The following is a 24,844-nucleotide window of genomic DNA, read 5'->3' as shown; positions in this document are numbered from 1 at the left end:
TTCAACACCGACTGAACCGGCTATGAATATCACAATCAACGGTCATGAAATTGTTGCCGAAGAAGGGATCACCATCCTCGAAGCGGCAAAGCGGGCGGATATCCATATCCCGACCCTGTGCTACGTGAACAAGGGGACCTCGGATATTCCGTGCGAACTCTGCGTGGTCAGCGTGGATGGGATCGATGCGCCGGTGCGTTCCTGTATAACCCCGATTGGCGAAGGGATGCAGATCACCACCGAATCCAAGGAGCTCCAGGCCAAGCGCGCCGAGCGCATGACCCTCCTGATGGAGACCCATTTCGGTGACTGCAAGGCGCCCTGCAATCTCACCTGTCCAGGGCAGATCAATGTCCAGGGGTACATCGCCCATGTGGCCAAAGGCCAGTATGAAGAGGCTCTGCGCCTGGTCATGGAGCGCAATCCTTTTCCCTTTTCCGTAGGTCGGGTCTGTCCCCGTTTTTGTGAGACCCGCTGCCGCCGTATTTTGGTGGATGAGCCGGTCTCCATCAACCATCTGAAGCGTTTTGTCGCCGATTGGTGCATGGCGCACAAGATTGACCTGCGTATTCCCCGTGATGCCTCCACCGGCAAAAAGATCGCCGTTATCGGCGGCGGGCCTTCCGGTCTGACCGGCGCGTACTATTTGGCGCGCAAAGGCCATGATGTCACGGTGTTCGAGTCAGCCTCCAAGCTTGGCGGCATGCTGCGCTACGGTATCCCCGACTACAAGATTCCCCAGGATGTGCTTGATTACGAAATCAGCACCATCCTGCGCATGGGGATCAATGTCCGCTTGAGCCAGAAATGGGGCGAGGATTTCACCCTGCAATCCCTCAAGGACCAAGGGTACGAGGCGATCCTCATTGCCACCGGCACCCCGGTGGATGAAAGCCTTGATGTGCCTGGCTGTGCTCTGCCCAAGGTTATCCCGGCCACGAAATTCCTGCGCGACTTGGCCGAAGGCAAGGGCGGCAATTACGGCCGTTCCGCCGTGGTCTTCGGCGGCAACAATGTGGCCATGGAGGTTGCCCGCTCCCTGCTGCGTAAGGAAGTCGGCCAGGTAACGATCATTTATCCCCGGGCCCAGACCGAGATGCCCGCCAACCAGCGCAACATCCGGGTGGCGGAAAAAGAGGGCGTGCAGTTTCTCCTCATGGCCGCACCGGTGAATTTCAGCGATACCGACAACGGCATCAGCGTCCAGTTGATCCGGACGAAGCTCGGCGAGCCCGATGAAAAGGGTATCCGTTATCCGGAGGCGATCCCCGGCTCCACAGTGAACATCAAGGCGGATACGGTCATTGTTGCCCAAGGCTTGAGTGCTTGTAGCGAGAAGTTCGAGGGCGGCGAGCTCGAAGCCACTCTGGAATTGACCCCGAAATGTAATGTGAAGGCCAACCCGCGAACCTCGTTGACCAATCATCCCGGCATCTATGCGGCCGGGGATGTGACCAGCGGTCCCCGCTCGGTGATCCAGGCCGTGGTTGCGGCCCGGCGGGCGGCGGATAATATCCATGCCCAGGTCATGTCCATCACCAAGACCGTGGCTGAGAGCCGTTTCAACTTCAGCCGGGGGAAGGGGTTTGATGATGTGGATCTGCGGAACTTCGAGGGGATCAACATCAAGCTGCGGGAGAAGATGCCCACCCGTCCGCCCCAGATCGCGACCCAGGATTTCAGCGAGATCAAACTCGGCTTTTCGGAACAGATGGCGATCACCGAGGCCAAGCGTTGTCTATCCTGCGGCTGTCGTGCCTTTGACCGTTGTGATTTGAAGCAATTGGCCATGGATTTCGGCCTCGATCCCAGCCGGACCGGGATGGCGGCACAGCCGACCTATACGGAAAAGATCAACCATCCCATGATTCTGGTGGATCTGAACAAGTGCATCTACTGCAAGCGCTGCGAGAACAGCTGTGAATACAATGCCCTGGAAATCAGCGCCGATGATGTCGATGACAAGGGCCGTCCCAAGGGGCTGCGCTTTAAATTCAAGGAAAACTGTGTCAACTGCGGAGCCTGTGTGGACAACTGTTCCACCGGAGCGCTGAACAAGAAAGACGTCCTGGTGCCGGTGGTCAATGAGGCCATCCGCGAGGTGCGCTCCACCTGCCCTTACTGCGGCGCCGGCTGTCAGATCATCCTCAAGGTCAAGGGCAATACCCTGATGGAGGTCACCGCGGATCCGGATCTGGCCCCGAATTATGGCGCCCTCTGCGTCAAGGGGAGATTTGGCCATAATTTTGTTCAGCACAAGGAGCGTCTGACCCAACCCCTGGTGCGTCGGGGCTCCCAGTTGGTGGAGACCAGCTGGGAAGATGCCCTCAATGTGGTGGCGAAGCGTTTCTTCGACCTCAAGGCCATGTACGGACCGGATTCCATTTCCGGTTTCAGTTGCGCCCGGGCCAGTAACGAAGAAAATTATCTGATGCAAAAATTCATGCGGACAGCGATCGGAACGAATAATATCGATCACTGTGCCCGACTCTGACACGCTCCCACGGTGGCCAGTTTGGCCCTCACATTCGGCAGCGGCGCAATGACCAACTCCATTGCGGATACAAAGAAAACAGATCTCTTCTTCATGGTCGGCAGCAACCCGGACACCAGCCATCCGACCATCGGGCTGCGGATTCACCAGGCCGTTGACCGCGGTGCTAAATTGGTGGTGGTTGATCCCCGGCGTACCAAATTGGCCGAGCGGGCCGATCTCTGGCTGCGAATCGTGCCGGGGACCGACGTCGCCTTTTTAAACGGGATGATGCAGGTCATTCTCGAGGAAGGGCTCTGGGATAAGAAGTTTGTCGAGGAGCGGACCGAGGATTTTGACGAACTCAGCCGCTTGGTCAAGAAATATACGCCTGAGGTGGTGGAAAAAATCACCGGCATCAACGAAGCCCAGTTGCGTCAGGTTGCCCGCATGTATGCGGCGGAAGGCAGGCATGCTGCTTTCTGGGGGATGGGTATCACCCACTATGTTACCGGTACGGACCGGGTGAAATCTATTGCCAACCTGGCCATGCTCTGCGGCAAGATCGGTAAGGAAGGTATGGGCTGCAATCCGCTCCGCGGTCAGAACAATGTCCAAGGCGCCTGCGACATGGGCGCCCTGTTCAATACCCTGCCGGGCTATGGCGGTCTTGAGGGTGACGATCTTTTTGCCAAGTATGAAAAACATTGGGGCATCAAGCTGCCACGGCGCCCAGGAAAACCGGCCACCGAGGTGTGGGAAAATGTCTTTAAGGGCGATATCCGCGGCCTCTATATCTTCGGGGAAGACCCGGCCGTGGCCGACGCCAATATCGCCCATGTCCAGTCCGCCCTGGAAAAGGTTGATTTTCTGGTGGTTCAGGATCTCTTCCTGACCGATACCGCGAAGATGGCGGATGTGGTTTTGCCCGCTGCCTGTTATGCGGAAAAGGACGGCACCTTCACCTGTACCGAGCGCAGGGTCCAGCGGATTCGCAAGGCGGTTGAGCCGCCGGGCGAGGCCAAGCCGGACTGGCAGATCATCTCCCTGCTTTCCCAGCGGATGGGCTATCCCATGCATTATAATTCCGCTTCGGAGATCTTTGACGAGATCTGCCAGTTGCTGCCCCAGTACAAGGGATTGTCCTACGAGCGCTTGGAAAAGGTCGGCCTGCAGTGGCCGGTACCGGACCAGCATCATCCCGGCACCGCGGTGCTGCATACGGAGAAGTTTACCCGCGGCAAGGGGCTTTTTATCCCCGAGGATTACATCCCCCCGGTGGAGCTGCCCGATGAGGAATATCCGCTGCTCTTTACCACCGGCCGCGATATTGCCCGCTATAACTTCAGCAGCATGACCGGCAAGACCCCGGAGATCGACGAGATCAGCCCGGAATGCTTTGCCGAGGTCCATCCTGGCGATGCCCAACGTTTGGGCCTGAAAGAGAAGAATTGGGTGCGGCTCACCTCGCGGCGCGGTTCAGTGCAGATGCGGGCCATCATCACCGACAAGACCCAGGAGGGCACGGTCTTCAGCACCTATAACCATTTGCAGGCGCTGGTGAATATGTTGACCCTGGACGCTCTGGATCGTCTTTCCAGAACGCCTGAGTATAAGCTGTGCGCCATAAAGGTTGAAGTGTTGGGCGACGAGTTGCCGGACTGATTTTTTAAAACGGTCCGATGCGGCAAGCAAGCTGAAATTTGAAAATAAACGTAACATTGGAATGCCTTGATCGGCATAAGGATCCGTAAGGGAATGGCCACGGTATTGGCTTTTTCGTAACGGACCCTAACTTTTTTAATTTGAGTGGAGTTACACGATGGGACAAGCAAAAGATAAAAAATCAGGGACAGTCATGGTCGTCGGCGGCGGTATTGCCGGGGTCCAGGCGGCCCTTGATTTAACCGAGCTTGGCTACTATGTCTATCTGGTAGAAAAGTCTGCAGCCATTGGCGGTGCCATGGCCCAGCTGGATAAAACCTTTCCTACCAATGACTGCTCGCTTTGAATACTCGCGCCTAAGCTGGTAGAGGCCGGTCGGTCTCCCAATATCGAAATTCTGAGCAACGCTGATTTCCTTTCCCTCGACGGAAAGCCGGGCAGTTTTACCGCCAAGCTGCGGATGCGTCCGCGCTATATCGATGCGGACAAGTGTACGGCCTGCGGCTTGTGCACCAAGTATTGCCCCAAGCATCTGGTTGATGGATACAATGAGGGCTTAGCGGTTACGCGGCCGATCCACATCGACTATGCCCAGGCCGTGCCCGCCACCTATTTCATTGATCCGGAGGCGTGTCTGTACCTCAAGCACGGGACCTGCCAGATCTGCGTCTGCACCTGTCAGAGCAAGGCCATTGATTTCAGCCAGAAGCCGGAGGAAAAAGAGCTGCAGATCGGTGCGGTGATCATGGCCCCGGGCTTTGGCCGGATCCCTGATGCAACCCTGGCCAAGTACAGTTATGGCCAGCACCCCGACGTGATGACCAGTCTGGAGTTCGAGCGGCTGCTCTGCGCCTCCGGCCCCTTCGAGGGCGAGGTCAAATGCCTCTCCGACCGCAGGCATCCCAAGAAAATCGCCTTTATCCAGTGCGTGGGTTCCCGGGATCTCGGCTGCAACAACGGCTATTGCTCTTCGGTGTGCTGCATGTATGCCATCAAGGAGGCCATGGTTGCCAAGGAACATGACCCCGAGGTGGAGATCACCATCTACTACATGGATATGCGGACCCAGGGTAAGGGGTTCGATGCCGCCCAGAAGAAGGCGGAGGCCATGGGGATCAGGTTTGTCCGGGCCCGGGTGGCGGATGTCATGCCCTGGGAGAAGAATCTCAAGCTTACCTTCTCCACCATGGACGGGACCCACTCCTTTGAGCCCTACGATATCGTCGTGCTCTCCGTGGGCCTCGATGCGCCGGCCGATGCCAAAAACCTGAGCGAGATTGCCGGTTTTGCCTTGAACCATTACGATTTCTGCAAGACCGAGACCTTTGCTCCCTTGCTCACCACCAAGCCGGGCGTTTTTGTCGCCGGCGCCTTCCAGGGTCCCAAGGATATTCCGGAAAGCGTCACCCAGTCCAGCGCGGCCGCCGGCTTAGCCGCCGGGCTTATCGCCAAGGATCGCGGCAAGGCGTTGGTGCACAAGACCTATCCCAAGGAACAGAAAACCGGCAAGGACGAAGAGGTCCGGATCGGCGTCTTTGTCTGCCATTGCGGGATCAACATCTCCAGCGTGGTGGATGTCGCCTCGGTCGAGCAGTACACCGAGGGCATGGAAGGCGTGGTCTACCATGCCCAGAGCCTGTACAGCTGTTCCCAGGATGCCCAGGAGGTGCTTAAGGCCAAGATCAAGGAGCATAACCTGAACCGGGTGGTCATTGCCGCCTGTTCCCCGAGAACCCATGAGCCGCTCTTCCAGGAAACCCTGAAGGACGCTGGCCTGAACCGTTGTCTTTTTGAGATGGTCAATATCCGCGACCACTGCTCCTGGGTCCATGCCAACGAGCCCGTGGCCGCGACGCAAAAATCCAAGGATTTGGTGCGGATGGGCATTGCCAAGGCCCGTCACATCCAGCCCCTCCCCGAGCAGACCGTGCCGGTCACCAACAAGGCCCTGATTCTCGGCGGCGGGGTGGCAGGACTTACCGCCGCTTTGACCATCGCCGAGCAAGGGTTCCATTCCTATGTGATCGAAAAGGAAGAGAAGCTTGGCGGCCATCTCCAGCATCTCTCCTACACCTTGCAGGGCGATACGGTGTCCACGGTCTTGAGCGATCTCACCGATAAGGTGAAAAAGAGCAAGTTGATCGAGGTGCTGACCAGTACGGAAATGACCTTGGTCAACGGCTTTGTCGGCAATTTCAGCTCGGTGCTTACCACCACCAAGGGCAAGAAAGCCACGGAAACCACCATCGATCACGGGGTGATCATCATCGCCACCGGCGGCCGCGAACATCGGCCGGAAGTGGTGCTGGGTAACCCGGTGAAGTATTCCGAAACGGTGGTTACCCAGCGTGAGCTGGAGCAGCGGCTCTCCGGCAAGGGCAAGAATCCGGCGCCCAAATCGGTGGTCATGGTGCAGTGCGCCGGTTCCCGGGGTGATGATCTCAACTATTGCAGCAAGGTCTGCTGTAACCATGCGGTCAAAAACGCCCTCAAGATCAAAGCGCTTGATCCCGCTTCCCAGGTGGTGGTGCTCTACCGCGATATGCGCACCTACGGCTTTGCCGAAGACGCTTACCGCGAGGCCAGGGAAAAAGGGGTGGTCTTCATCCCCTACACCATGGACAACAAGCCCAAATTCAAGTCCAGCGGCAAGAAGATGAGCGTCACCTTCCAGGATCCGATCCTCCGCGACGAGGTCACCATGACCCCCGAGGTACTGGCCTTGAGTGTCGGTATTGTTTCCGAAGGGACCGAGGATCTCAGCAAGCTCTTGAAGATTCCGGTGAACGAAGACAAGTTCTTCCTTGAGGCCCATGTCAAGCTGCGCCCGGTGGAACTGCCGGTGAGCGGGGTCTATGTCTGCGGCCTGGCCCATTCGCCCAAGCCGGTTGAGGAGATCATCGTTCAGGCGCAGGCGGCGGCGGCCAAGGCCTCCATTCCGCTCTGCAAGGGATTTGTTTCGGTGGAGCCCACCATCTCCTGCGTGGACAAGGATGCCTGCATCGGCTGCGGCTTGTGCGAGTCGCTCTGCCCGTATCAGTCCATCCGGATCGGCAAGGACGAAAACGGCAAGCGCAAGGCCGAAACCATCACCGCCTCATGCAAGGGCTGCGGCATCTGCGCCTCGCACTGCCCGGTATTTGCCATCTCCATGGGCGGATACACCGATGAACAGATAAACGCGCAAATCACCGCCTTTGGTGCACAATAGAGGAGTAGTGGTTATGAGTCAGAAAGATTTCAACCCGAAGATCCTGGGTTTTCTCTGCAACTGGTGCTGCTATGCCGCAGCGGACAGTGCCGGGGTTTCCCGTTACCAGTATCCGCCGAATTTGCGGACTATCCGGGTGATGTGTACCGGACGTCTCGATCCGGCCTTTGTTCTGCGGGGCTTTGCCGAAGGTGCCGACGCCATCTTCTCCGGTGGCTGACAACTCGGGGAATGCCATTACCAGGTTGGTAATTACGACGCGATGGGTGTGAGTGCATTGGTGAAAAAGGTTCTGGCCGAGGTCGGGATCAATCCGGACAGGTTTGGTCTGCAGTGGGCTTCCGCGGCGGAGGCGCCGCGTTTTGTCAAACTGATCACCGATTTTACCATGAAGACCAAGGAGCTTGGTCCGATCGGCCAGGCCGAAGGCTTGAGCCCCGAGGAGTTGAAGGTGCGGATCGACAAGGCCCTTGCCCTGGTGAGCGACCGCAAGCTGCGGATTGCCCTGGGCAACGCCACCAAGACCATCCGCAAGGAGGCGATTTTTACCCAGGAGGGGATCACCGCCGTTATCGAAGACAAGCTGGCGAAAACCATCACTGCCGGATTGCAAGGCGGTGGGGCGGAGGTTGCGGCCAAGAAGTAAACGCGGTAATGAGTAGAAAAGATGGGATGCCAACGGGAGGTGCGAGCAGAGTGCGCACCTCCCGTTTTTTTGTCGTGGCACAGAGAAAACCGGCCGCAGCAGGCCAACGACTCTCAGTTGCTGAAGTCAATCCCCACTACGCCGAGAATATCCCCGGCCACAGTCTTGATGGGGGCGGAAAGGGTCCGGCACGGCTTGTCCGTAATGGCGGAAATGTAGAGGGGAGAGAGATAGACCTCGTCCTCCATGGCTTTTTGCCACCAGGGCCGTACCCGCGCATCCTTGATTCCGGCTGCCGGTTTGGAAAAGATGAAAGATCCGTCATGGCGGCAGCTGTAGACGGCCTGGACCCTCTCGTGGCCGGCCATAAATCTGGTGAGTGCGGCGGTGTGCTGCGGCCCGGCGTTGAGCAGGGCGGAGGAGTTGGCTAGGGCAACAAGCTCCCCACGAATCAGAGAGAGTTGTCCTGCATCCTCGGTGCCTCCTCCTTCCGCCTGCTGGATAAGTTCGCCGATGAAGTGGCGCATGGCCTCGCTTTGATTGCTGATCTCCTCGGAGGCTTGGGCGGTTGTGGAGGCGCTTGTTTCATTTTCCGCGGTGAGGCTTTCCATCTCCAGGGCAGCTTGGTTGACCTGCTCTATGTCGGCGGCTTGTTCTTCGCAGGCTCGGGCAATTTCGCTGATCTTTCCTTTGGCCGAGGCCATCCGGGTAAACACTTCCGCAAAGATATTCGCCACGTGAATGGCCGTTTCTTCTCCTGTCTTGACCCGGACGGCATTGGTCTCCAGGATTTCCTGTGTTCTCCGGGAAGATTCGGTCGCCTCCAAGGCCAGATTGCGCACTTCGTTCGCCACCACCGCAAATCCTGCCCCTGCTTCTCCGGCCCGGGCAGACTCGACCGCAGCATTCAGGGCAAGCAGGTTGGTCTTGAAGGCTATGGAATTTATCTCCCTGATCACCAGGCTTGCTTCGCTGCTTGCCAAGGATATGTCATGCATGGATTGGCTCAATCTGCCCATGACCGACTGGGCAAGTTCAATTTCTGAAGTCACATCCTGAATCTGGCTGTCCGCCTGCTGGGCGTCTCCTGCATTGCTTGTGGTTTTGGCCGCGATCTCTTGAAGGGAAGAAACCATCTGGGTTAGAGCGGTGGCTTTTCGAGAAACCACATCCGCGAGGGAATAGCTCGTGGTTCGGACGTGGTAGGTCGTGCCATCCATTTTGCCGGCAATGTCGTCCAAGGTGCTGGAGGTTTCGCGGAGAAATTTTTTCAGGGGGTTCCTGATGCCCACGAACGCTGCTGTGCCGGTCAGCAGGGTTATCCCGAGGCCAAGCAGGAGAGAGAATTGCATTTGTAAAAGCCCTGCGGAAATGGTGGGCGAGCCAGCAGTCAAGGATGGCAAGGCGTTGGCGTCATTCGGCAGCCAAAAGATATCGGCGCCGATGATAGAAGAAAATTGCAGATAGTGGATCACTTGCATGAGCAGGACAGTCCCGAAAAAAAAGAGATAATTTGTAAAGGTTTTATGCGTTATGGTCATGGCGGTTCCTGATGAAAGGGTTATGGTGCTCTCCCCAAACGGAGTGCTGGTTTTAGGGTATTTAACTGTTAGCTGAAAAAACAAAATGTGTGCCAACCCCTAACACGTTGTTTTTGTGATTTTTGACGGTCTGTGACCTTTTTGGATATTTCAATAATGTAGGTTTTTGAAAGGAAAAGATTTCTGAAATGTAATTTTTAAATTTTGGCTGGGTTTCCGTATCCGCTATCGGCACGGGAAAACACGCTCCGCGATCGAGATGGAGAATCGACACGGTTGCGTGTGCGGCGTTGCCTGGGTGGAGATGGATGGCCAGCGCGTGCGCCGTGGCGTTACCCCCCCTTTTTGGAACGGGACCTGGTAACACCTCGGTTGCGATCAGAATGGGAACGTTAGAAGGGACGAGTCAGTAGATGAAATCCAGCAAGAACACGGCGCCGCATCTTGAGCAACATCCAGGTCCTGGCCGTAAAATAAGGGAATCTTGCGAATTGGGCAGGCGCGCTCTCAAGGACGAACTGTCAAAAGCGGATGGGGAAGGTTTATTCAGTCTTGGAATCATGGGCAAGAAGCCAGTTTTCCCCTTCCTCAAAGTCCCTGAACACCATGATCTTCTGGGGAGTTGCTGCGTCTTGCGATAACGCTTCAAACATGCGGCCCATGCCGTATGCCAGATCACTGGAGGCAATGAGAGACACCTTCGCATGCATTCGTTCGCCATACTCCTTGCGGGTGCGGAGAATTTTTTTTAAAAAAGTTTGATCCCAGCCCTGGATGTCGGTTTCTCGTAGATCCCACAGGGTTGGGATGTCAGGCGGATACTCATCCGAGTGGCTAATTTGTTCCATTGCCGCAAAAAAGTCCTCGAATAACAAAGGACCAATCACGGTGATATACAGGATCTTTTTCTGAGGGTTGTGGCTGAGAGTAACAGGCATGCCGACCTCTGTGTTCGATGGTGTTACGCGTTTACTGGCTTACTTTTTATTGTAGCAACCTGATTTTATTGGGGGAAGTATTTTCATTCGGCCAGTTCCAGGATCTTCAGCTTCCGTAGCTCTGCCAGGCTGAAGACCGGTCCGTCCACGCAGGCCAGCTTGCCGTCCATGTGGCAGTGGCGGCAGATGCCCACTCCGCATTTCATCTGGCGCTCCATGGTGGTGAGCACCTGTTCGTCGCTAAAGCCCATGGTGGCCAGTTTGCCGAGCACCGCCCGAAACATCAGGGGCGGGCCGCAGAGCAAGGCGGTGCTTCGGCTCAGCTCCGGGGGCACGGTGTCCAGCAGGGCGGTGACCAATCCCACCGAGCCACTCCAGCCAGCCTCCGTCGCATCCACGGTGAGGCGGCAATCCACCCCTTTTTCCCGCCACAGTTCAAGGTCAGCCTGAAAGGCGATGTCCGAGGGGGTGCGGCTGCCGTAGAGCACGGTGAGGGCGCCGTATCGCTCCCGCTGATCCAGACAGGTGTTGAGCACACCCCGCAGCGGCGCCAGGCCGATGCCGCCGGCCACGAACAACAGATCCTGGCCCGCAAGCTGCTCCATGGGAAAGGGGCGTCCATACGGGCCGCGCAAGCCGAGGGTGTCGCCCAGCCTGAGCCCGTGCATGGCAGTGGTGAGTGTGCCGGCCCTGCGGACGCTCAAGTGGATGGTTCCGGGTCGGGTAGAAGGGGAGGAGATCGAAATGGGCGCCTCCCCGCAATGGGGCATGGAGACAAGGACGAACTGGCCTGGCCGGTGGCGGAAACCGTTGTTGTAAGCCCGGTCGCTGAAGGAGAGGACAAAGGTGGAGATCTGGGAATTCTCGACAATGATTTCCTCCACCCTGGCCTGTTGGGGCAGATAGATATCGATGCTGGTCTGAGGCATGGTTTTTTCCCGCTTGGGTTGAGGGTAAGTGCTAGAGGCTGCCCTGACAGGCGCGCTCCACAAAACGAACGATGTCGGTGCCGCCGAAGCAGATGGACACGCAGCGGCCGCAGCCCACACAGCTCGGGCGGCCATTTTGGCGCACATCGTCGCGGAGCTTGTGGGTAAAGCGCTGGCGGATGGCCCCGGTTTTCGCCTCCACCGGGTTGTGGCCCCCGGCCATCCCGGTGAAGCCGGCAAAGGTGCAGGCGTCCCAGCTCCGCAACCGCTGGCCGCTCGTGGCGTCGAACGGCTGGTCGCTGATGGTGAAGCAGGTGCAGGTGGGGCAGAGATAGGCGCAGCCGCCGCAGTCCTGGCAGCGTAGCGACAGTTCTGCCCAGACCGCCTCCGGCACTGTGTCCGCCTCCAGCCGTCGGATGGCCTGTTCCACATGGACCTGGCGGCTGAAGCGGCCGCGCGCCTCAAGAAAGGCCTGATACCGGCCGCTGTGGTCCTTGTCGGTGGAGGGGGAGAAAAAACGCTCCCAGCGCTGCAGCAGGGTATGGCCCGGAGCCCGGCCGACTTCCACCAGGAAGCGGTCGCCGAGATCGGTGAGTTGCAGGTCGCTGCCCAGCTCAAGAAAGGGCCCGGAGCCGGTGGCGTTGCAAAAGCAGTTCGGAGAAGGGGTGTTGCAGTTGATGCCGATCAGCACCGAACTCTGGCGGCGCCGGAGATAGAAGGGATCGCGCTGCCGGCGGGAGAAGACCACATCCATGTAGAGCACTGCGGAGAGATCGCAGGAATGCACCCCGAAGTAGACCGTGGGCGGGATGGTTTCCTGGGTGGTGTGGAACGCATAGCCCTTGGCGGTGAGGCTATAGGTGGAGAGCTGTTCCTGTTGGGGGAAGAAGAACTGCTTGAGCGAATTCTGGGGCGGTTCGTTCAGTTCGATCTCCGCCGCGTCCAGGTCGTTGATCACGGTGAAGAGCACATCGCCATGGCGATTGCGCACCGGCGCCACCAGGCGGTACTCCTTGCTCAGCTTGCGCAGGAAGCCCTTCATGTGATCTTTTTTTATCAGATGGCTGTTGGCATTGTCGGATACGTGGGGCATGGGCTTTCCTTGGGTTACAGGAGCTGCGATTTTTCCACCCGCACCGCGCAGACCTTGTACTCCGGGCAGCGGGAGCCGGTGTCAAAGGCGTCGTTGGTGAGCCGATTGATGGGCGCCTCGGAAAAGTGGAAGGTGGTGTAGACCATCCCGGCAGCCACCTGTTCGGTGATGGAGACCCTGAGGGTTATCTCGCCCCGCCGGGAGATGAGCCGCACCATTTCGCCCTGGCGCAGGCTGAGGGTTTTGGCGTCCGCCGGGTTGAGCTGGAGTTCGGCCTGGCCGCACTCCCTGCTCAACCGTTCGCTTTTACGGCTCATGGTGCCGGTGTGGTACTGGTGGTAGATCCGGCCGGTCATCAGCAGGAGGGGATATTCCCGGTCCGGCAGCTCGCTGGGCGCAGTGTGGCTGGCGGGCATAAAATGACCCCGACCCCGGGTAAAATAGTACTTGTGCAGAAAAGGGGTGCCCGGATGTTCGCGGTCCCAGCAGGGCCATTGCAACCCCCAGCTCCGGTCCAAACGGTCATGGTAGATGCCGCCGTAGATGGGGGAGAGCAGGGCGATCTCTTCCATCACTTCAGCGCTGGAGTCGTATTCCATCGCATAGCCCAAGCGGGTGGAAAGCGCCATGATGATCGCGCTGTCAGCCCGGCATTCTCCCGGCGGCTCGGTTGCCTGGCGCACCATCTGCACCCTGCGTTCGGAGTTGGTGAAGGTGCCGCTTTTTTCGGCAAAGCAGGCGGCCGGGAAAACAACGTGGGCAAGCTGCGCCGTTTCGGTGAGGAAGATGTCGCTCACCGCCAGAAAATCCAAGCCCCGCAGGGTTTCCTCCACCTTGTTCAGGGTGGGGTCGCTGAGCATGGGGTTTTCGCCCATGATGTACATCCCCCGGATCGGTCCCTGCGGCCCGCCGTGGGTCATTTCCACCAGGGTCAGGCCGGGGTCTGTCGGCAGGGTTGCTCCCCAGGCGCGTTCGAACTTGTCGCGGAAATCATCGTGGTGTACGCCCTGGTAGCTGGGGAGCATGTTGGGCAGCGCCCCCATGTCGCAGGCGCCCTGGACGTTGTTCTGGCCGCGGAGCGGGTCGACCCCGGTGTCTTCCTTTTCGATGTGTCCGGCGAGCATGGCCAGGTTGGCGATGGTCTGCACGTTTTCGGTGCCGCAGACATGCTGGGTGATGCCCAGGCAGTAGCAGATCACCGCCTTGCGGGCTCTCCCGTAGAGCTCGGCCGCCTGGCGGATCAGGGGCAGCTCCACCCCGGTGAGTTCGGCGGTTTCCTCAAGGTCCAGGCGGTGGAGCATGTCGCGCAGGGCGAGGAAGTTTTCGGTGCGCATCTCGATGAAGAGATCGTCGGCCAGCCCCTCGTCCAATAGAACCCGCATCATCGCATTGATGAGCGGGATATCGGTGCCGGGCTTTAGCGCCAGATGGAGATGGGCGCACTCGGCCAAGCGGGTGCGGCGCGGATCGATCACAATCAGCCGGGCGCCCCGGTCCACCGCGTCCAGCATCCGTCGGGCCACCTGGGGATGGGCCTCGGTGGTGTTGGAGCCGGAAACCAGGATCACCTCGGCGTTTTCGATCTCGTTGATCGAGTTGGTCATGGCCCCGCTGCCGAAGGTGGTGGCAAGACCTGCCACCGTGGGGGCGTGTCAGAGTCGGGCGCAGTGGTCCACGTTGTTGGTGCCAAGCGCGGTGCGGGCGAACTTTTGCAGCAGATAGTTCTCCTCGTTGGTACACTTGGCCGAGGCCAGCACGCCGATGGCGGTGCCGGTATGCTGCTCGCGGATCCGGCCGAGCTGCTGGGCGGTAAAATCCAGGGCCTCTTCCCAGGTGGCCGGGGTGAGTACGTTGTTTTTACGGATCAGCGGGGTGGTGAGCCGATCGGGATGGTTGACGGATTCATGGATGTGCCAGCCCTTGACGCAGAGGTTGCCCCGGGAGACCGGGTGGTACCGGCTGGGCTGGCTGCCGCAGACCTTGTCCTTCTCCACGTGCAGGTAAAGACCGCAGCCGCAGCCGCAGTAAACACAGGTGGTCAGCACATCATCCATCAGCGTTTCTCCTGTTTGTTCCAGGCAGGGACACGGATGCGTCCACATAGCCTGCACTCAGTGTAGCAGAGAAACAGCAGCGGAACCAAAGGGATAATTGGCTTTCGGTTGACAGGGGCAGGGAGGTATGGTTTGCCTGTAGCCTCAATTTATCGGCAACGCAGGCAGGTTGTCCAAGGAGGATGAAGGTGGCGGTAAAACGTGATTTTAGTTATTCAGTGACCTGGAATCTGATCCTGATCATCGTCGGCTCTCTCGTGCAGACCGTTGGTTTCAAGGCCATTGCCGCGGCGCACGGCTTTGTGCCCAGCGGCTTGTTCGGGGTGGCCGCGCTCATCGAGTACAAGACCGGCCTGCTGAACGCCGGAGGCTGGTATCTGTTGCTCAACGTGCCCATGTTCATTCTCGGCTATCTCCTCATCGGCCGGCGCTTTCTCGCTTACAGCTTCGTCTCCATGCTGGTGATTTCCCTGGGCTATATGGTGATCGATTTTCAGCTCCATATCCAGAATCAGCTCTATGCCGCGGTCTGTTTTGGGGTCATCGTCGGCACCGGCGCCGGGATCGTGCTGCGTTCGCTGGGTTCCAACGGCGGCCTGGACGTGGTCGCGGTCATTCTCAACCAGCGCTATAACATCGGGGTCGGCAAAACCTATTTTGGTTTCAATCTGGTGCTCTTTTCCTTCAGCTTCGCCAGTCTGGACAACGACCTGGTGATCGCCTCGCTGATCGCCGCCTTTGTCGCGGCGAGCGCCGTTGAGTACAGCCTGTCGCTGTTCAACCAGCGCAAACTCTGCCTCATCATCTCCAGCCAAAATTCCGACATTGCCGACAAGGTGATGGAAAAACTTAAGGTCGGGGCCACCTTTCTCGAAGGGGTGGGGGCGTACAAAAAGGAACCGCGCCGGGTCCTGATGGTGGTGACCAATAACATTCAGCTCAAGCGTCTGGAGGAGATCGCCTTCACCATCGATCCCCACGCGCTGTTCATCGTGGAAAACACCTTCAACGTGATCGGCTCGACCTTCTCGCGGCGCAAGATATATTGAACCGGGAAGGGGAGTGATTTCTGCCGGGATGCGTTTTATTGCTGGTCGGATTCGTCGTCTTTTCGGCGGCGTTTAAAAGGCAGATGCGGTGGGTGTATTCCCTCCCGCAGCATGGTGAAGCTGGTTTCCAGCAGTTCGACCCCGGTCAGGACCCCGACCGTGAGCACGGCCAGGACCACCGCCCCATGTTCATAGCCCAAGCCGATAACCGCGCCAATGGCTGCGAGCATCCAGATCACCGCCGCCGAGGTCACCCCCTGCAGCAACCCTTCCTTGGCCATGATAACCCCGGCGCCGAGAAAGCCGATGCCGGTGACCACCTGGCCCACCACCCGGCTTGGGTCGCCGCCGGGTTCCGTGGTGAGCAGGGCGCCTAAGGCGACAAAGACCTCGGTGCCGAGGCAGATCAGGATGCTGGTGCGGATACCCGCCGGTTTGCCGCGCAGCTGGCGCTCCAAGCCGATGATGCCGCCGCAGAGCAGGGCAACGAAGATGCGTTGCCAGAAGATCGGGGTGAATGGGTCGAACACGGGCATGGTCTATGGCTCCAGGGGGAGTGTTTTGCTGTGTTGCTTTGGCCAGGGGAAAGTTGTTTCTCTTGCTGGCACTCTATTCCCGAAACCGCATGCTGTCAATCCGGCGGATTTCCCTGCGCGCCCCGCAGGGAAAAAAGCGGATCGTTAATCGCTTCGCTCCGGCAGACCGGGCATCTGCCCGGCGGGGTCAGCCGTTCCCGTTTGGCAAAAACAAACCCACAGCTTCGGCACTCGGCCGGGACAATTTCAAGCACCCCGCCGCTGGCGTGCAGGCTGCGGCGGATATGCTCGAGATGGGAGCAGACCTCCTTTTCCGCGAGATGGAGCGCCACGGAAATATCCTTGGCCGAGACTGGTCCCTCACCGAGAAGGGCCATAATACCATGACGGGTCGTCTCTTGGGCCGTGCGGGGAACCATTGGGGCTCGTATTTTTTTCTTCATGACGCTTCTCCTGAATTTGAGTGTACGTCAGGCAAACAACAACGTCCTCTTTTTTTTGAAAGTGGTATACTAACATTTTAGCAAACCCCAACCCGAGGAGATTCATGATGAAACGTTTTCTCATTGTTGCGGCGATAGCCGCAGCCACTTTCTCCACCCCGGCACTTGCTGCCGACGTTGGCGTTTCGGTCAGCATCGGCCAACCCGGTTTCTATGGGCATATTGACATCGGCGATTTCCCGCAGCCCCGAGTGATCTACGCCCAACCGAGAATCATTCTCCGTGGGGCCCGGTTGGACCGCCCGCCCATCTATCTCCGCGTTCCGCCGGGTCACATCAAAAATTGGAGAAAGCACTGTCGCGAATACAACGCCTGCGGCGAGCGGGTCTTTTTTGTTCATGACGACTGGTACGAGCAGGAGTATGTTCCCCGTTATCAGGAAAGACATCGCGAGCGCCACGATGACCGTCGCGATGACCGTCGTGACGATGGTCGGAATGATGGCCATGGAAACGGCAAAGGGCATGGGAATGGTAAGGATAAAGGGCACGGCGGTGGTCGTTAATCCCCTGGCGTAATCCCTTTCCCTGTTCATATGAGTACTCTCTCTTGCTGCGGCCTTGAGCGGGGAATTCACGAAGCCGCCAGTATGGATTGCCCAGTGAATTCGCCCGCTGCAAGTGCCCAGCCGCCCGCTGAAAAAACAGCCTTCATCATCCTGATCATCATCAGTGTCTGTCATCTGCTCAACGACATGATGCAGACCCTGTTGTCCGCGATCTATCCGCTGCTCCAGAGCAACTATGGCCTGAGCTTCGCCCAGATCGGCATGATCACCCTCACCTTCCAGGGCACCGCCTCGATCCTCCAGCCCCTGGTCGGTTTTTTCATCGACCGGAACCCCAGGCCCTATTCCCTGGCCGTGGGCATGACCCTGACCTTGGTGGGGCTGGTGCTCTTTTCCCAGGCCGGCAGCTATCCGGTGCTCCTGCTGGCCGCGGCCCTGGTGGGGACCGGCTCCTCGGTGTTTCATCCCGAATCCTCCCGGGTGGCGCGGATGGCTTCCGGCGGCAGGCACGGCTTGGCCCAGTCGTTGTTTCAGGTGGGGGGCAATGCCGGTTCGGCTATCGGCCCCCTGCTGGCCGCGCTCATCGTCTTGCGCCACGGGCAAACAAGCCTGGCCTGGTTTTCCCTCGCCGCTCTGTTGGGCATCTATCTCCTGATCCGGGTCGGTCACTGGTACAAGGTCCACGGGCTGATGCGGCTTATCTCCAGCGCCGGCGCCGCAGTGCCCCAGATGGAGCTGCCCCGCGGCAGGGTGGCCCTTACCCTGGCGGTGCTCCTGGCCCTGATGTTCTCCAAGTTTTTCTACATGGCCAGCATCTCCAGCTACTATATCTTTTATCTGATGGAGAGGTTCCAGCTCCCGGTGCAGAGCGCGCAGCTCCATCTCTTTGCCTTTTTCGGCGCGGTGGCCACCGGCACCCTGGTCGGCGGCCCGATCGGCGACCGCTTTGGCCGCAAGGTCGTGATCTGGGTCTCGATTTTGGGGGTGCTGCCCTTTACCCTGGCCCTGCCCTATGCCAATTTGTTCTGGACCGGGGTGCTCAGTGTCTTCATCGGGGTGATCCTCGCCTCCGCCTTCCCGGCCATAGTGGTCTATGCCCAGGAGCTGCTTCCGGCCAGGGTCGGCACGGTGGCCGGGATGTCTTTTGGTTTTGCCTTTGGCATGGGTGGGATCGGGGCGGCGGTGCTCGGGCATCTCGCCGATGTAACCAGCCTTGGCTACGTGTATCACCTCTGCTCGTATCTGCCCGCGATCGGGCTGCTGGCTATTTTCCTGCCGCCGTTGGAAACGGAAACCAGGCAGCGGCGGCGATTGGCGAGTGGTGGGGCGCAGTGATTAGTGCGGGGTGGGGCTTTGTTGAGACAGGGACTGCGCTGGCAAGAGGATTAGAGGTTGTTGCGCAGGTCGGGCATCTGAAAGGGGCGGGGTTCCGCTTGGCCTTGGCTTGATGCGCTGGTGAAATTTGCTTCCAGCCCGGCCTTTAACGTGGCCAGGAGCGCCTGTGTCGCTTCAATAAATTCGGCATCGTGCGCAAGCCTGTTGATGGTCCCATGCAGGACGATCTTCTCGGGGTAGGGCGGATAGCCGGTGGTTACGGTCCAGGCCAGGGCATTGGGGCAGTCCGGCACGGAAAAACGCACCCCGCCCATGATATCTTCCTGCCGGAGGTGAAAGCGGCCCCAGTGGCGGAAGTAAATGACCCGGCCCAACTCCTCCGCTGCATCCACCTCATCAATCTCTTCGCAAAAGAAGGGCAGGGTGTCTATGGCTACCTTGTTTCTGATTTCTTCCTGGGTGGTCAGAATGTCGGCGTATTCGAAAAATTCCATGATTTATTCCGATAACAAAAAAAGGAACGGGTTGTTTTTTTTGATTGATGAGTTCAAGGTGAGGGGCGTGGAGCCGCTTGTCGGCGGAGCGTCCTTCACGACAGCAATGTTAGAATTTTTTTGTGGTCACCCAGCCACCAAACAAATAGGTTTGGTAGAAACGCAAAGGGCTGGCGAATCCCGCTGCACTCAAGAGGGCAATTAGCTCGTTCTCTGGGATGAAGTCCACATCTCTTTCGATATGGGCGCGGTCTTGAGCCAACTCTTCGGCAGAAATGCCGTGAGATGCATAAGACAGCAGCCAGGTGTGCAACAATCGGGAAAAGGCAGGTGAGCTTTTGTCACCGAAAAGATCGGCGAGGACAAGCAGGCCGCCGGGTTTGAGACTTGCGGCAATTGAACGGAAGTAAGCGAGCTTCTCTTCTCGGCCCTTGATGAAGTGGGCTACGAAGACAGAGGATGCAGCATCAAACGGGGCGGGCGATTGATACTCCTGCAACCGACCGTTAAAGAATGTAACTCGGTTTGCCATCCCGGCTTCGGCCGCTCTGTGCCGACAAGCGTTGAGCATGTCCGGTGAGGCATCCACAGCGACAAAGCGCCAAGATGGAAAGCATTTGCCGAGGGTGACTATTTCAGCGCCAGTGCCTGCGCCTGCCGCAAGAAAAGTAGAACCTTCCGGCAACCCTTGAAGCCAGGGCACAATCATTTGGTGCAAGGCGTCGTAGTTTTGACAAAACAGACGAATCCTGCGGTCGTACTTCGCCGCAAGACTTTCGTCAAAGTGTGATGTTACATCGAATTGTTCAGATGGCTGTGTCATGTGATGTCTAACTTTTTGGGTGAGACGCGGCAAACCGCAGGTTTGACCGTCGAACTCAACCCACTGGTTATGCATGCTTTTATTTTTCTGTAAGTCTCTTCAGCTCTTTTCGGGCAAAATTTAATTCTTTTTTGGTTTGTTTATATTCTTCACTAATCAGCTCGTCAGTGACGGTAATATTAATTCCCATTCTTTCCATTTTTTTCTGTTCAAGTTGCTTATAACCTGAGGTTTCAATGTCTTTTATTTTTTGCTCAGAAACTTTTATTGCTACGCGCCAAAAGGTTGGGTCATCTTGATTAAAAAAGCCATCTGGAAGACGTGAGGAAAACTTTTCATACATTTCCTGTTTGTGGGAATAATTGAAATACGAAACTAGGCAAAGAACTGAAATTAATGCTAATGCAATTATGGTAATTGTTTTTTGGGGTAGGTTTTTCATTGCATTAAGCATGTTCCCTGTTTTTTTTATGCTGTATCCTGTTCTGGTCCGCTATTGGCTTCAGCGACGTTGCGTAAAGCCAACAGAAGGGTTTCCCTGTCTACCTCTTCAAGGGCCGCATTCAGATATGCCGCCGCTTCTTTCGGATTTGTCAACGCCTCTATCAGATCTTTTTGGTATTCGGTTATTTCTGTCATGTTAGACACCTTTCTTTACTGCTCCAGATTGGCAACGATATCCGGGAAAGACAACAGGGTCAGGTTTGACATTTTGACTTTCAACGCAATCCGTAATTGTATGGTTTTTCATTGTGTAGTTCAGCAATTAATGCTGCATGGGTTCATTGCTAAACTGTCAAGCTTCTCTCTTTTAACCTCATTTCCGGAATTATCCCTGTATACCAGCTCGTCCGTATCAAAATCGTATTCCGGGATATTTGAATCGCGCCATCTCGAAAGAAAAAATTGATAGAGGGGATGGAACAGGCTGCCGTGGTTTGAAGAATGTCTAAATATGTATTCCGGCATCTCCTTGACGTTCAGTCCCGCGTGATAATACTTCATAAAGACATAATCCCCGAGGACGGTAAGCTTAAACAATGGTGTTTCCTTGTACAGTTTCAGTGTTATGTCTTTTTCGCAAACCTTAAGACTTTTCAGGAAATCGACACTTTTTGCTATCTGCTCCCTGAAATGTTCAAGCGTGATGTCAGGATCAGGAATGCTCTTTGCCCGGAGGAAAGCCCCTTCACCGAAGGGGTTGAGAAGCATTATCTTTGCTGCCCGGCAATTCTGGATTATATGGTGCAGGTCGCTTTCCGGGTCGACAAAGGTATTGAAGCCCGTTGAGCCGATCAACATCACATCTTTTTCCATCCCCTCTTGTTCCTTGAACTTTCTGATTCGTTTTTTTATGCGAAAACTTTTTGGGTGCGCTGCACGGACAAGGCCCAGATCATTGCGCGCCATTTTAGCGAATTTTCTGTTTTGCCAATTACTCAGCAAATAGTTGAAAAGCAGGATGAGAAATACCGCAACCGCAATTTCCACGGAGATGAGGAATGGTTTTTCGCTTTCGATGAGCGTCCAGTAGGTCAGGTAATTGTCTGCAATGAGTTTGCCGGTGTATGGCAGCGAGAGAGCAATGGTTGCGCTCAAGACAAGTATTAAAATGTGGTAAATAAGGTCTTTTATACTTTTAAACATATCTACCTTTTAATTATTAGTTTGTGTTCGTACCGATCAATAGCAGGAGAAAAAAGAACCGGATAATCTGGTATTGCCGGTTAACGCATTGAGGAAAACTACTTAAAGTAAAGAGGTATACAACTTCTGTACTATTATTGCCTTTGTCCTCTGTGTGGCCATATTATCTCACCATACAGAGGACAAGGACCGGCCTGCTTTCGCACACCGGTCCTGTCTCGAACTTTTCGTTACTGCTCCAGATTAGAAACAATATCCGGAATAGCCTGCTTCATCAGATCCTGCATGGTGGTACGGAGCATGGTTTCCGCCAACCGGTCGCGATCCTTGATCGCCAGATCGCTGCCCTTTGCTTCGTAGTGCAGCTTACGCACCGGGGTGCCGTTCTTCAGCACCGTCAGGGAAACGCTGACGGTGCAGGTGGCGTCGACCTGGGGAATCTTGGTGATCTGGTCAACATTCACCGTGGCCTCGGTGATCTCCACTACCTTGCTGTACATATCCGGGGCTTTCTTGGCCGGGATCACCGCATAACCGGTCTGGCTCAACTCGCGGTGCAAGGCGCTCTGCACCAGGCCGGCGGGGGAGACGCCGCTCCACAGGGTATCGACCATCACGCCGTCACCGTTCTTGGTGTTGCCGATGGCCCAGGCCCCGGAAGCGGTTGGCGGCTGCAACTCGGCATTGATGAGATAGAGGTCGCCGCCGCCGAAGCGGCTGGTGGTGATGGGATCGTAGCGCAGCACCACCTGACGGGTGTAGGTTGCGCAGCCCCCGAGGATAAGCAGGGCCATCAGGGAAAGGGCCAACAGGTTGCGACGGCGAGGGGTGAAGTGCAGCATGGTGTTCTCCTTAGGTTCTTCTCTTATTCTTTGCGCCGGAAGAGCCCGGCATTGCGTATTTTTAGGGTTTGGATAGATGAGGCGCTTGGAGCCTTCTTCATCGGAATGTTATGCCCAATGCTGGTGGGAAGTCAATGGAAAAACCTGAAAAGGATATTTGTGGTCTATCGAATTTCAGTCATGTTTTTCGGTAAACTTGCTTCTGTTCATTTCTTTGCGGAACTTTATGCCCTTCAGGGTACAAAGAAACGAACCAAAGAAATGGCACCCCGTGTCTCTTGTCCCGCCGAAAGCGGGATGCCCGGAGTTTATCCCCTGCGGGAACTCCTCGATGCTGCCGGGGCTTTGCAAACTCGCGGAGTTTATGCCCGCAAGGGTACCTCAAACAGTCGGAGTCTCCGCCACTGCGTGGCTTCGCTTACCTAAATCCCTTTTCGGCAGCCTCTCCGGTGCTCGGCTGCGTGCCAATGGGGGAAAATATTAAGAGGGACTATTCTTCTTCGTCCGCTTCCGCCGCAAGCTGGCCGCAGGCCGCAGAGATATCACCGCCTCGGGACTCGCGGATCAGGGCGGTGATCCCGGAATCGCGCAGGGTTTTTTGGAACAGTTCCACCTGTTCGCGGGCGGGGCTCTGGTAGGGGAAGGTTTTGTTTTCGTTGTAGGGCAGAAGGTTGACCTTGCAGCTTAGGCCGTGCAGCTTTTTGATCAGCAGCCGGGCGTGGCGGACGGAATCGTTGAGATCCTTGATCATGATGTACTCGATCATGACCTTGCGGCGGCTGGGCAGGGGAAAGGCACGGCAGGCGGCCAACAACTCGTCCACCGGGTAGGTCTTGTTGATGGGCATCAGCTGGGTGCGGGTTTCGTCGTCCGCCGCGTGCAGGGAGATGGCGAGATTGACCGTCACCGCTTCGCCCAATTCTTTAAGTTTGGGGATGATGCCGCAGGTGGAGATGGTGATCCTCCGGCTGGAAAAATCGAGGCCGGTTTGTTCCATGAGGATGTTGAGTGCGTCGATCAGGTTGTCGAAGTTGGCCAGCGGCTCGCCCATGCCCATGAAGACCAGGTTGTTGATCCGGTTCTTTCCTAAAGCCTGGACAATCTCGGTGATCGCCTGGACCTGGCCGACAATCTCGGCCGGACTCAGGTTGCGGACAAAGCCCATGGTGCCGGTGAGGCAGAAGTTGCAGCCCATGGCGCAGCCCACCTGGGAGGAGACACATAAGGTCAAGCGGTCTCCCTCGGGGATGAGCACGGATTCGATGACTGCCCCGTCTGCCAAGCGGAAGCCGTATTTGACGCTGCCGTCCTGGGAGCGCTCCTCCATGGCCGGGGTGATCCGGCTGATCGTGGCGATTGCCGCCAGCTTTGCCCGAACCTCCTTGGAGATGTCGGTCATCTGGGAGAATTCGCTGATCCCGGTGCGGTAGAGCCAGGCAAAGATCTGCTGGGCCCGGAAGGCGGGCCAGCCCTGGGCTTTGACCCAATCGCGCATCTGGAGCAGGGTAAGGTTTTTCAGTTCGATTTTATCCATTATAAGGCTCGCAGATATTCGGGTTTGAGTCGGGTCTTTCCGGCCAGGGCCTGGTCGATGGCAGCAAGCACCGCCTCTTTGTCCCGGGGCATTCTGGCGTTGATCGCCAGGTAGTTGGAGGCGTGGTTGCTCTGGAGCTGGCCTTTTTTCAGGTCAAGATGCTCCACCATGGTGCGCAGTTCACTCAGCATCCCCTGCTGGGTTGGGAGTTTGAATTCCCCCGCTTGTTCAAGGCGATAGAGCTTGGTGTTCTCAAGAAGCATCAGGGTGAGGATGCCGATTTGGTTGGGCTCCATGCCGGACAACACTTGGCCGGTGGCCTTGGCATGCTCAAGGGAGAGCGCACTGCCAGCGATGCCGAGCAGGGCGGTGACCGAGAGAAAAAGATTGGCCGCCTTCACCCGCTGGCCCGCCTCGATCATCGCCACGGCATCGGCGCCCTTGTCGATGGCAAGAAGGACCGGATCGTAGCCGCTTTCCAGCCCCATGTACACCCGGTGCAAGCCGAGCCCTTTCAGTTCCAGGAGCTGCTCCACGCTTTTATTGCGGATGGCCTTGGCATTGCCGTAGAGGCTGACCCGGTTCACCCAGGGCAGACGCTGCTTGATCTTGCTGAGCAGTTCCACCAGAGGGCGCTGGCTCAGGGACAGGACATCGCCGTCGGCCAGGAAAACCCGGGATTGCTTGAGGCAGTACTGGGCGGCAAAATCAAGATCCGCCTCGACAACGGCTTGATCCTTGATGCGGAAGCGCTCTTCCTTATAGGTGCCGCAGAAGGTGCACCGGTTGTGCGAACAGCCCACCGTTACCTGGAGGATGATGCTGTCCGCCTCGCTGGGCGGGCGGATGATGTGGGCGCCTTCGTAATGCATTTTTTTGATCCGTTAGCTTCTGCGTACCATCGAACTTCAGTTATGTTTCAAGGTAACTTTGCTTCTGTTCATTTCTTTGCGTGCCCAAAGAAACGAACCAAAGAAAGGGCACCCTGTGTCTCTTGTCCCGCCTTTGGCGGGATTCCCGGC

Annotated in this window: 22 protein-coding genes; 7 read left to right on the top strand and 15 right to left on the bottom strand. The window is 57.2% G+C overall.

Annotated features, from left to right (window positions below; all coding sequences use genetic code 11):
- The first annotated feature begins 22 nt into the window (after positions 1–22).
- From fdhF (OLX77_RS11660) to OLX77_RS11650, 3 genes are all read left to right on the top strand, one after another.
- Entirely contained in the window at positions 23–4,138 is a 4,116-nt protein-coding gene (gene fdhF, locus OLX77_RS11660; RefSeq protein WP_307634077.1) for a formate dehydrogenase subunit alpha, read from the top strand.
- 157 nt (positions 4,139–4,295) lie between these two features.
- Entirely contained in the window at positions 4,296–7,349 is a 3,054-nt protein-coding gene (locus tag OLX77_RS11655; protein ID WP_307633778.1) for an FAD-dependent oxidoreductase, read from the top strand.
- A gap of 13 nt (positions 7,350–7,362) precedes the next feature.
- A complete protein-coding gene (locus OLX77_RS11650) occupies positions 7,363–7,995 on the top strand; it encodes a hydrogenase iron-sulfur subunit (protein ID WP_307633777.1) in 633 nt (210 codons plus the stop codon).
- Positions 7,996–8,108: 113 nt separating this feature from the next.
- Here OLX77_RS11650 and OLX77_RS11645 read toward each other — a convergent pair whose 3' ends face one another.
- The 5 genes from OLX77_RS11645 to fdhF (OLX77_RS11625) form a co-directional block, all read right to left on the bottom strand.
- On the bottom strand, positions 8,109–9,536 hold the full coding sequence (locus tag OLX77_RS11645) for a methyl-accepting chemotaxis protein (protein WP_307633776.1): 1,428 nt from the start codon (positions 9,534–9,536) through the stop codon (positions 8,109–8,111).
- Between the two features lie 542 nt (positions 9,537–10,078).
- Positions 10,079–10,474, bottom strand: coding sequence for a hypothetical protein (locus OLX77_RS11640; protein ID WP_307633775.1), 396 nt, complete (start codon positions 10,472–10,474; stop codon positions 10,079–10,081).
- A gap of 83 nt (positions 10,475–10,557) precedes the next feature.
- On the bottom strand, positions 10,558–11,403 hold the full coding sequence (locus OLX77_RS11635; RefSeq protein WP_307633774.1) for an FAD/NAD(P)-binding protein: 846 nt from the start codon (positions 11,401–11,403) through the stop codon (positions 10,558–10,560).
- 31 nt (positions 11,404–11,434) lie between these two features.
- Positions 11,435–12,496, bottom strand: a complete 1,062-nt coding sequence (locus tag OLX77_RS11630; protein WP_307633773.1) for a 4Fe-4S dicluster domain-containing protein — start codon at positions 12,494–12,496, stop codon at positions 11,435–11,437.
- Between the two features lie 14 nt (positions 12,497–12,510).
- Complete coding sequence (gene fdhF, locus OLX77_RS11625; protein ID WP_307633772.1) at positions 12,511–14,550, bottom strand: formate dehydrogenase subunit alpha; 2,040 nt, start codon at positions 14,548–14,550, stop codon at positions 12,511–12,513.
- 182 nt (positions 14,551–14,732) lie between these two features.
- On the opposite strand from fdhF (OLX77_RS11625), the gene OLX77_RS11620 reads away from it, so the two are divergent.
- Positions 14,733–15,599 carry a YitT family protein gene (locus OLX77_RS11620; RefSeq protein ID WP_371877476.1) on the top strand — a complete coding sequence of 289 codons (867 nt, stop codon included), beginning with the start codon at positions 14,733–14,735 and terminating at the stop codon, positions 15,597–15,599.
- Between the two features lie 35 nt (positions 15,600–15,634).
- Here the strand turns inward: OLX77_RS11620 and OLX77_RS11615 are convergent, their stop codons facing one another.
- Both OLX77_RS11615 and OLX77_RS11610 read right to left on the bottom strand, forming a co-directional pair.
- Positions 15,635–16,135 (bottom strand): MgtC/SapB family protein, encoded by a 501-nt coding sequence (locus tag OLX77_RS11615; RefSeq protein ID WP_307633770.1) that lies wholly within the window; start codon positions 16,133–16,135, stop codon positions 15,635–15,637.
- A gap of 95 nt (positions 16,136–16,230) precedes the next feature.
- Entirely contained in the window at positions 16,231–16,578 is a 348-nt protein-coding gene (locus OLX77_RS11610; protein ID WP_307633769.1) for a transcriptional regulator, read from the bottom strand.
- A gap of 107 nt (positions 16,579–16,685) precedes the next feature.
- Between OLX77_RS11610 and OLX77_RS11605 the strand changes: the two genes are divergently transcribed.
- Both OLX77_RS11605 and OLX77_RS11600 read left to right on the top strand, forming a co-directional pair.
- Positions 16,686–17,144, top strand: coding sequence for a hypothetical protein (locus tag OLX77_RS11605; RefSeq protein ID WP_371877510.1), 459 nt, complete (start codon positions 16,686–16,688; stop codon positions 17,142–17,144).
- Between the two features lie 84 nt (positions 17,145–17,228).
- Positions 17,229–18,482 carry an MFS transporter gene (locus tag OLX77_RS11600; protein ID WP_307633767.1) on the top strand — a complete coding sequence of 418 codons (1,254 nt, stop codon included), beginning with the start codon at positions 17,229–17,231 and terminating at the stop codon, positions 18,480–18,482.
- A gap of 50 nt (positions 18,483–18,532) precedes the next feature.
- Here OLX77_RS11600 and OLX77_RS11595 read toward each other — a convergent pair whose 3' ends face one another.
- The 6 genes from OLX77_RS11595 to OLX77_RS11570 all read right to left on the bottom strand — a co-directional run bounded on the left by OLX77_RS11595 (position 18,533) and on the right by OLX77_RS11570 (position 22,288).
- Positions 18,533–18,976, bottom strand: a complete 444-nt coding sequence (locus OLX77_RS11595) for a hypothetical protein (protein ID WP_307633766.1) — start codon at positions 18,974–18,976, stop codon at positions 18,533–18,535.
- Between the two features lie 109 nt (positions 18,977–19,085).
- Positions 19,086–19,874, bottom strand: coding sequence for an SAM-dependent methyltransferase (locus tag OLX77_RS11590; RefSeq protein WP_307633765.1), 789 nt, complete (start codon positions 19,872–19,874; stop codon positions 19,086–19,088).
- A gap of 4 nt (positions 19,875–19,878) precedes the next feature.
- The gene (locus tag OLX77_RS11585; protein WP_307633764.1) at positions 19,879–20,253 is read right to left on the bottom strand and encodes a hypothetical protein; all 375 of its coding nucleotides are present in this window, start codon (positions 20,251–20,253) and stop codon (positions 19,879–19,881) included.
- A 14-nt stretch (positions 20,254–20,267) separates the two neighbouring features.
- Positions 20,268–20,438, bottom strand: a complete 171-nt coding sequence (locus OLX77_RS11580) for a helix-turn-helix domain-containing transcriptional regulator (RefSeq protein WP_307633763.1) — start codon at positions 20,436–20,438, stop codon at positions 20,268–20,270.
- A gap of 120 nt (positions 20,439–20,558) precedes the next feature.
- Positions 20,559–21,446, bottom strand: coding sequence for a hypothetical protein (locus tag OLX77_RS11575; protein ID WP_307633762.1), 888 nt, complete (start codon positions 21,444–21,446; stop codon positions 20,559–20,561).
- A gap of 230 nt (positions 21,447–21,676) precedes the next feature.
- Complete coding sequence (locus OLX77_RS11570; RefSeq protein WP_307633761.1) at positions 21,677–22,288, bottom strand: hypothetical protein; 612 nt, start codon at positions 22,286–22,288, stop codon at positions 21,677–21,679.
- On the opposite strand from OLX77_RS11570, the gene OLX77_RS11565 reads away from it, so the two are divergent.
- Positions 22,280–22,714 (top strand): hypothetical protein, encoded by a 435-nt coding sequence (locus OLX77_RS11565; protein WP_307633760.1) that lies wholly within the window; start codon positions 22,280–22,282, stop codon positions 22,712–22,714. The genes OLX77_RS11570 and OLX77_RS11565 overlap by 9 nt on opposite strands.
- Before the next feature lie 64 nt (positions 22,715–22,778).
- Here OLX77_RS11565 and rlmN read toward each other — a convergent pair whose 3' ends face one another.
- Positions 22,779–23,822, bottom strand: a complete 1,044-nt coding sequence (gene rlmN, locus OLX77_RS11560; protein WP_307633759.1) for a dual-specificity RNA methyltransferase RlmN — start codon at positions 23,820–23,822, stop codon at positions 22,779–22,781.
- On the bottom strand, positions 23,822–24,694 hold the full coding sequence (locus OLX77_RS11555) for a radical SAM protein (RefSeq protein WP_307633758.1): 873 nt from the start codon (positions 24,692–24,694) through the stop codon (positions 23,822–23,824). Before OLX77_RS11555 ends, rlmN begins: the two co-directional genes overlap by 1 nt.
- Positions 24,695–24,844: the final 150 nt, after the last annotated feature.

Origin of the sequence: Thiovibrio frasassiensis (assembly GCF_029607905.1) — a bacterium.
GTDB lineage: Bacteria > Desulfobacterota > Desulfobulbia > Desulfobulbales > Desulfurivibrionaceae > Thiovibrio > Thiovibrio frasassiensis.
Note: the sequence above shows the minus strand (reverse complement) of the source record. Positions and strands in the feature narration are given on the sequence as shown.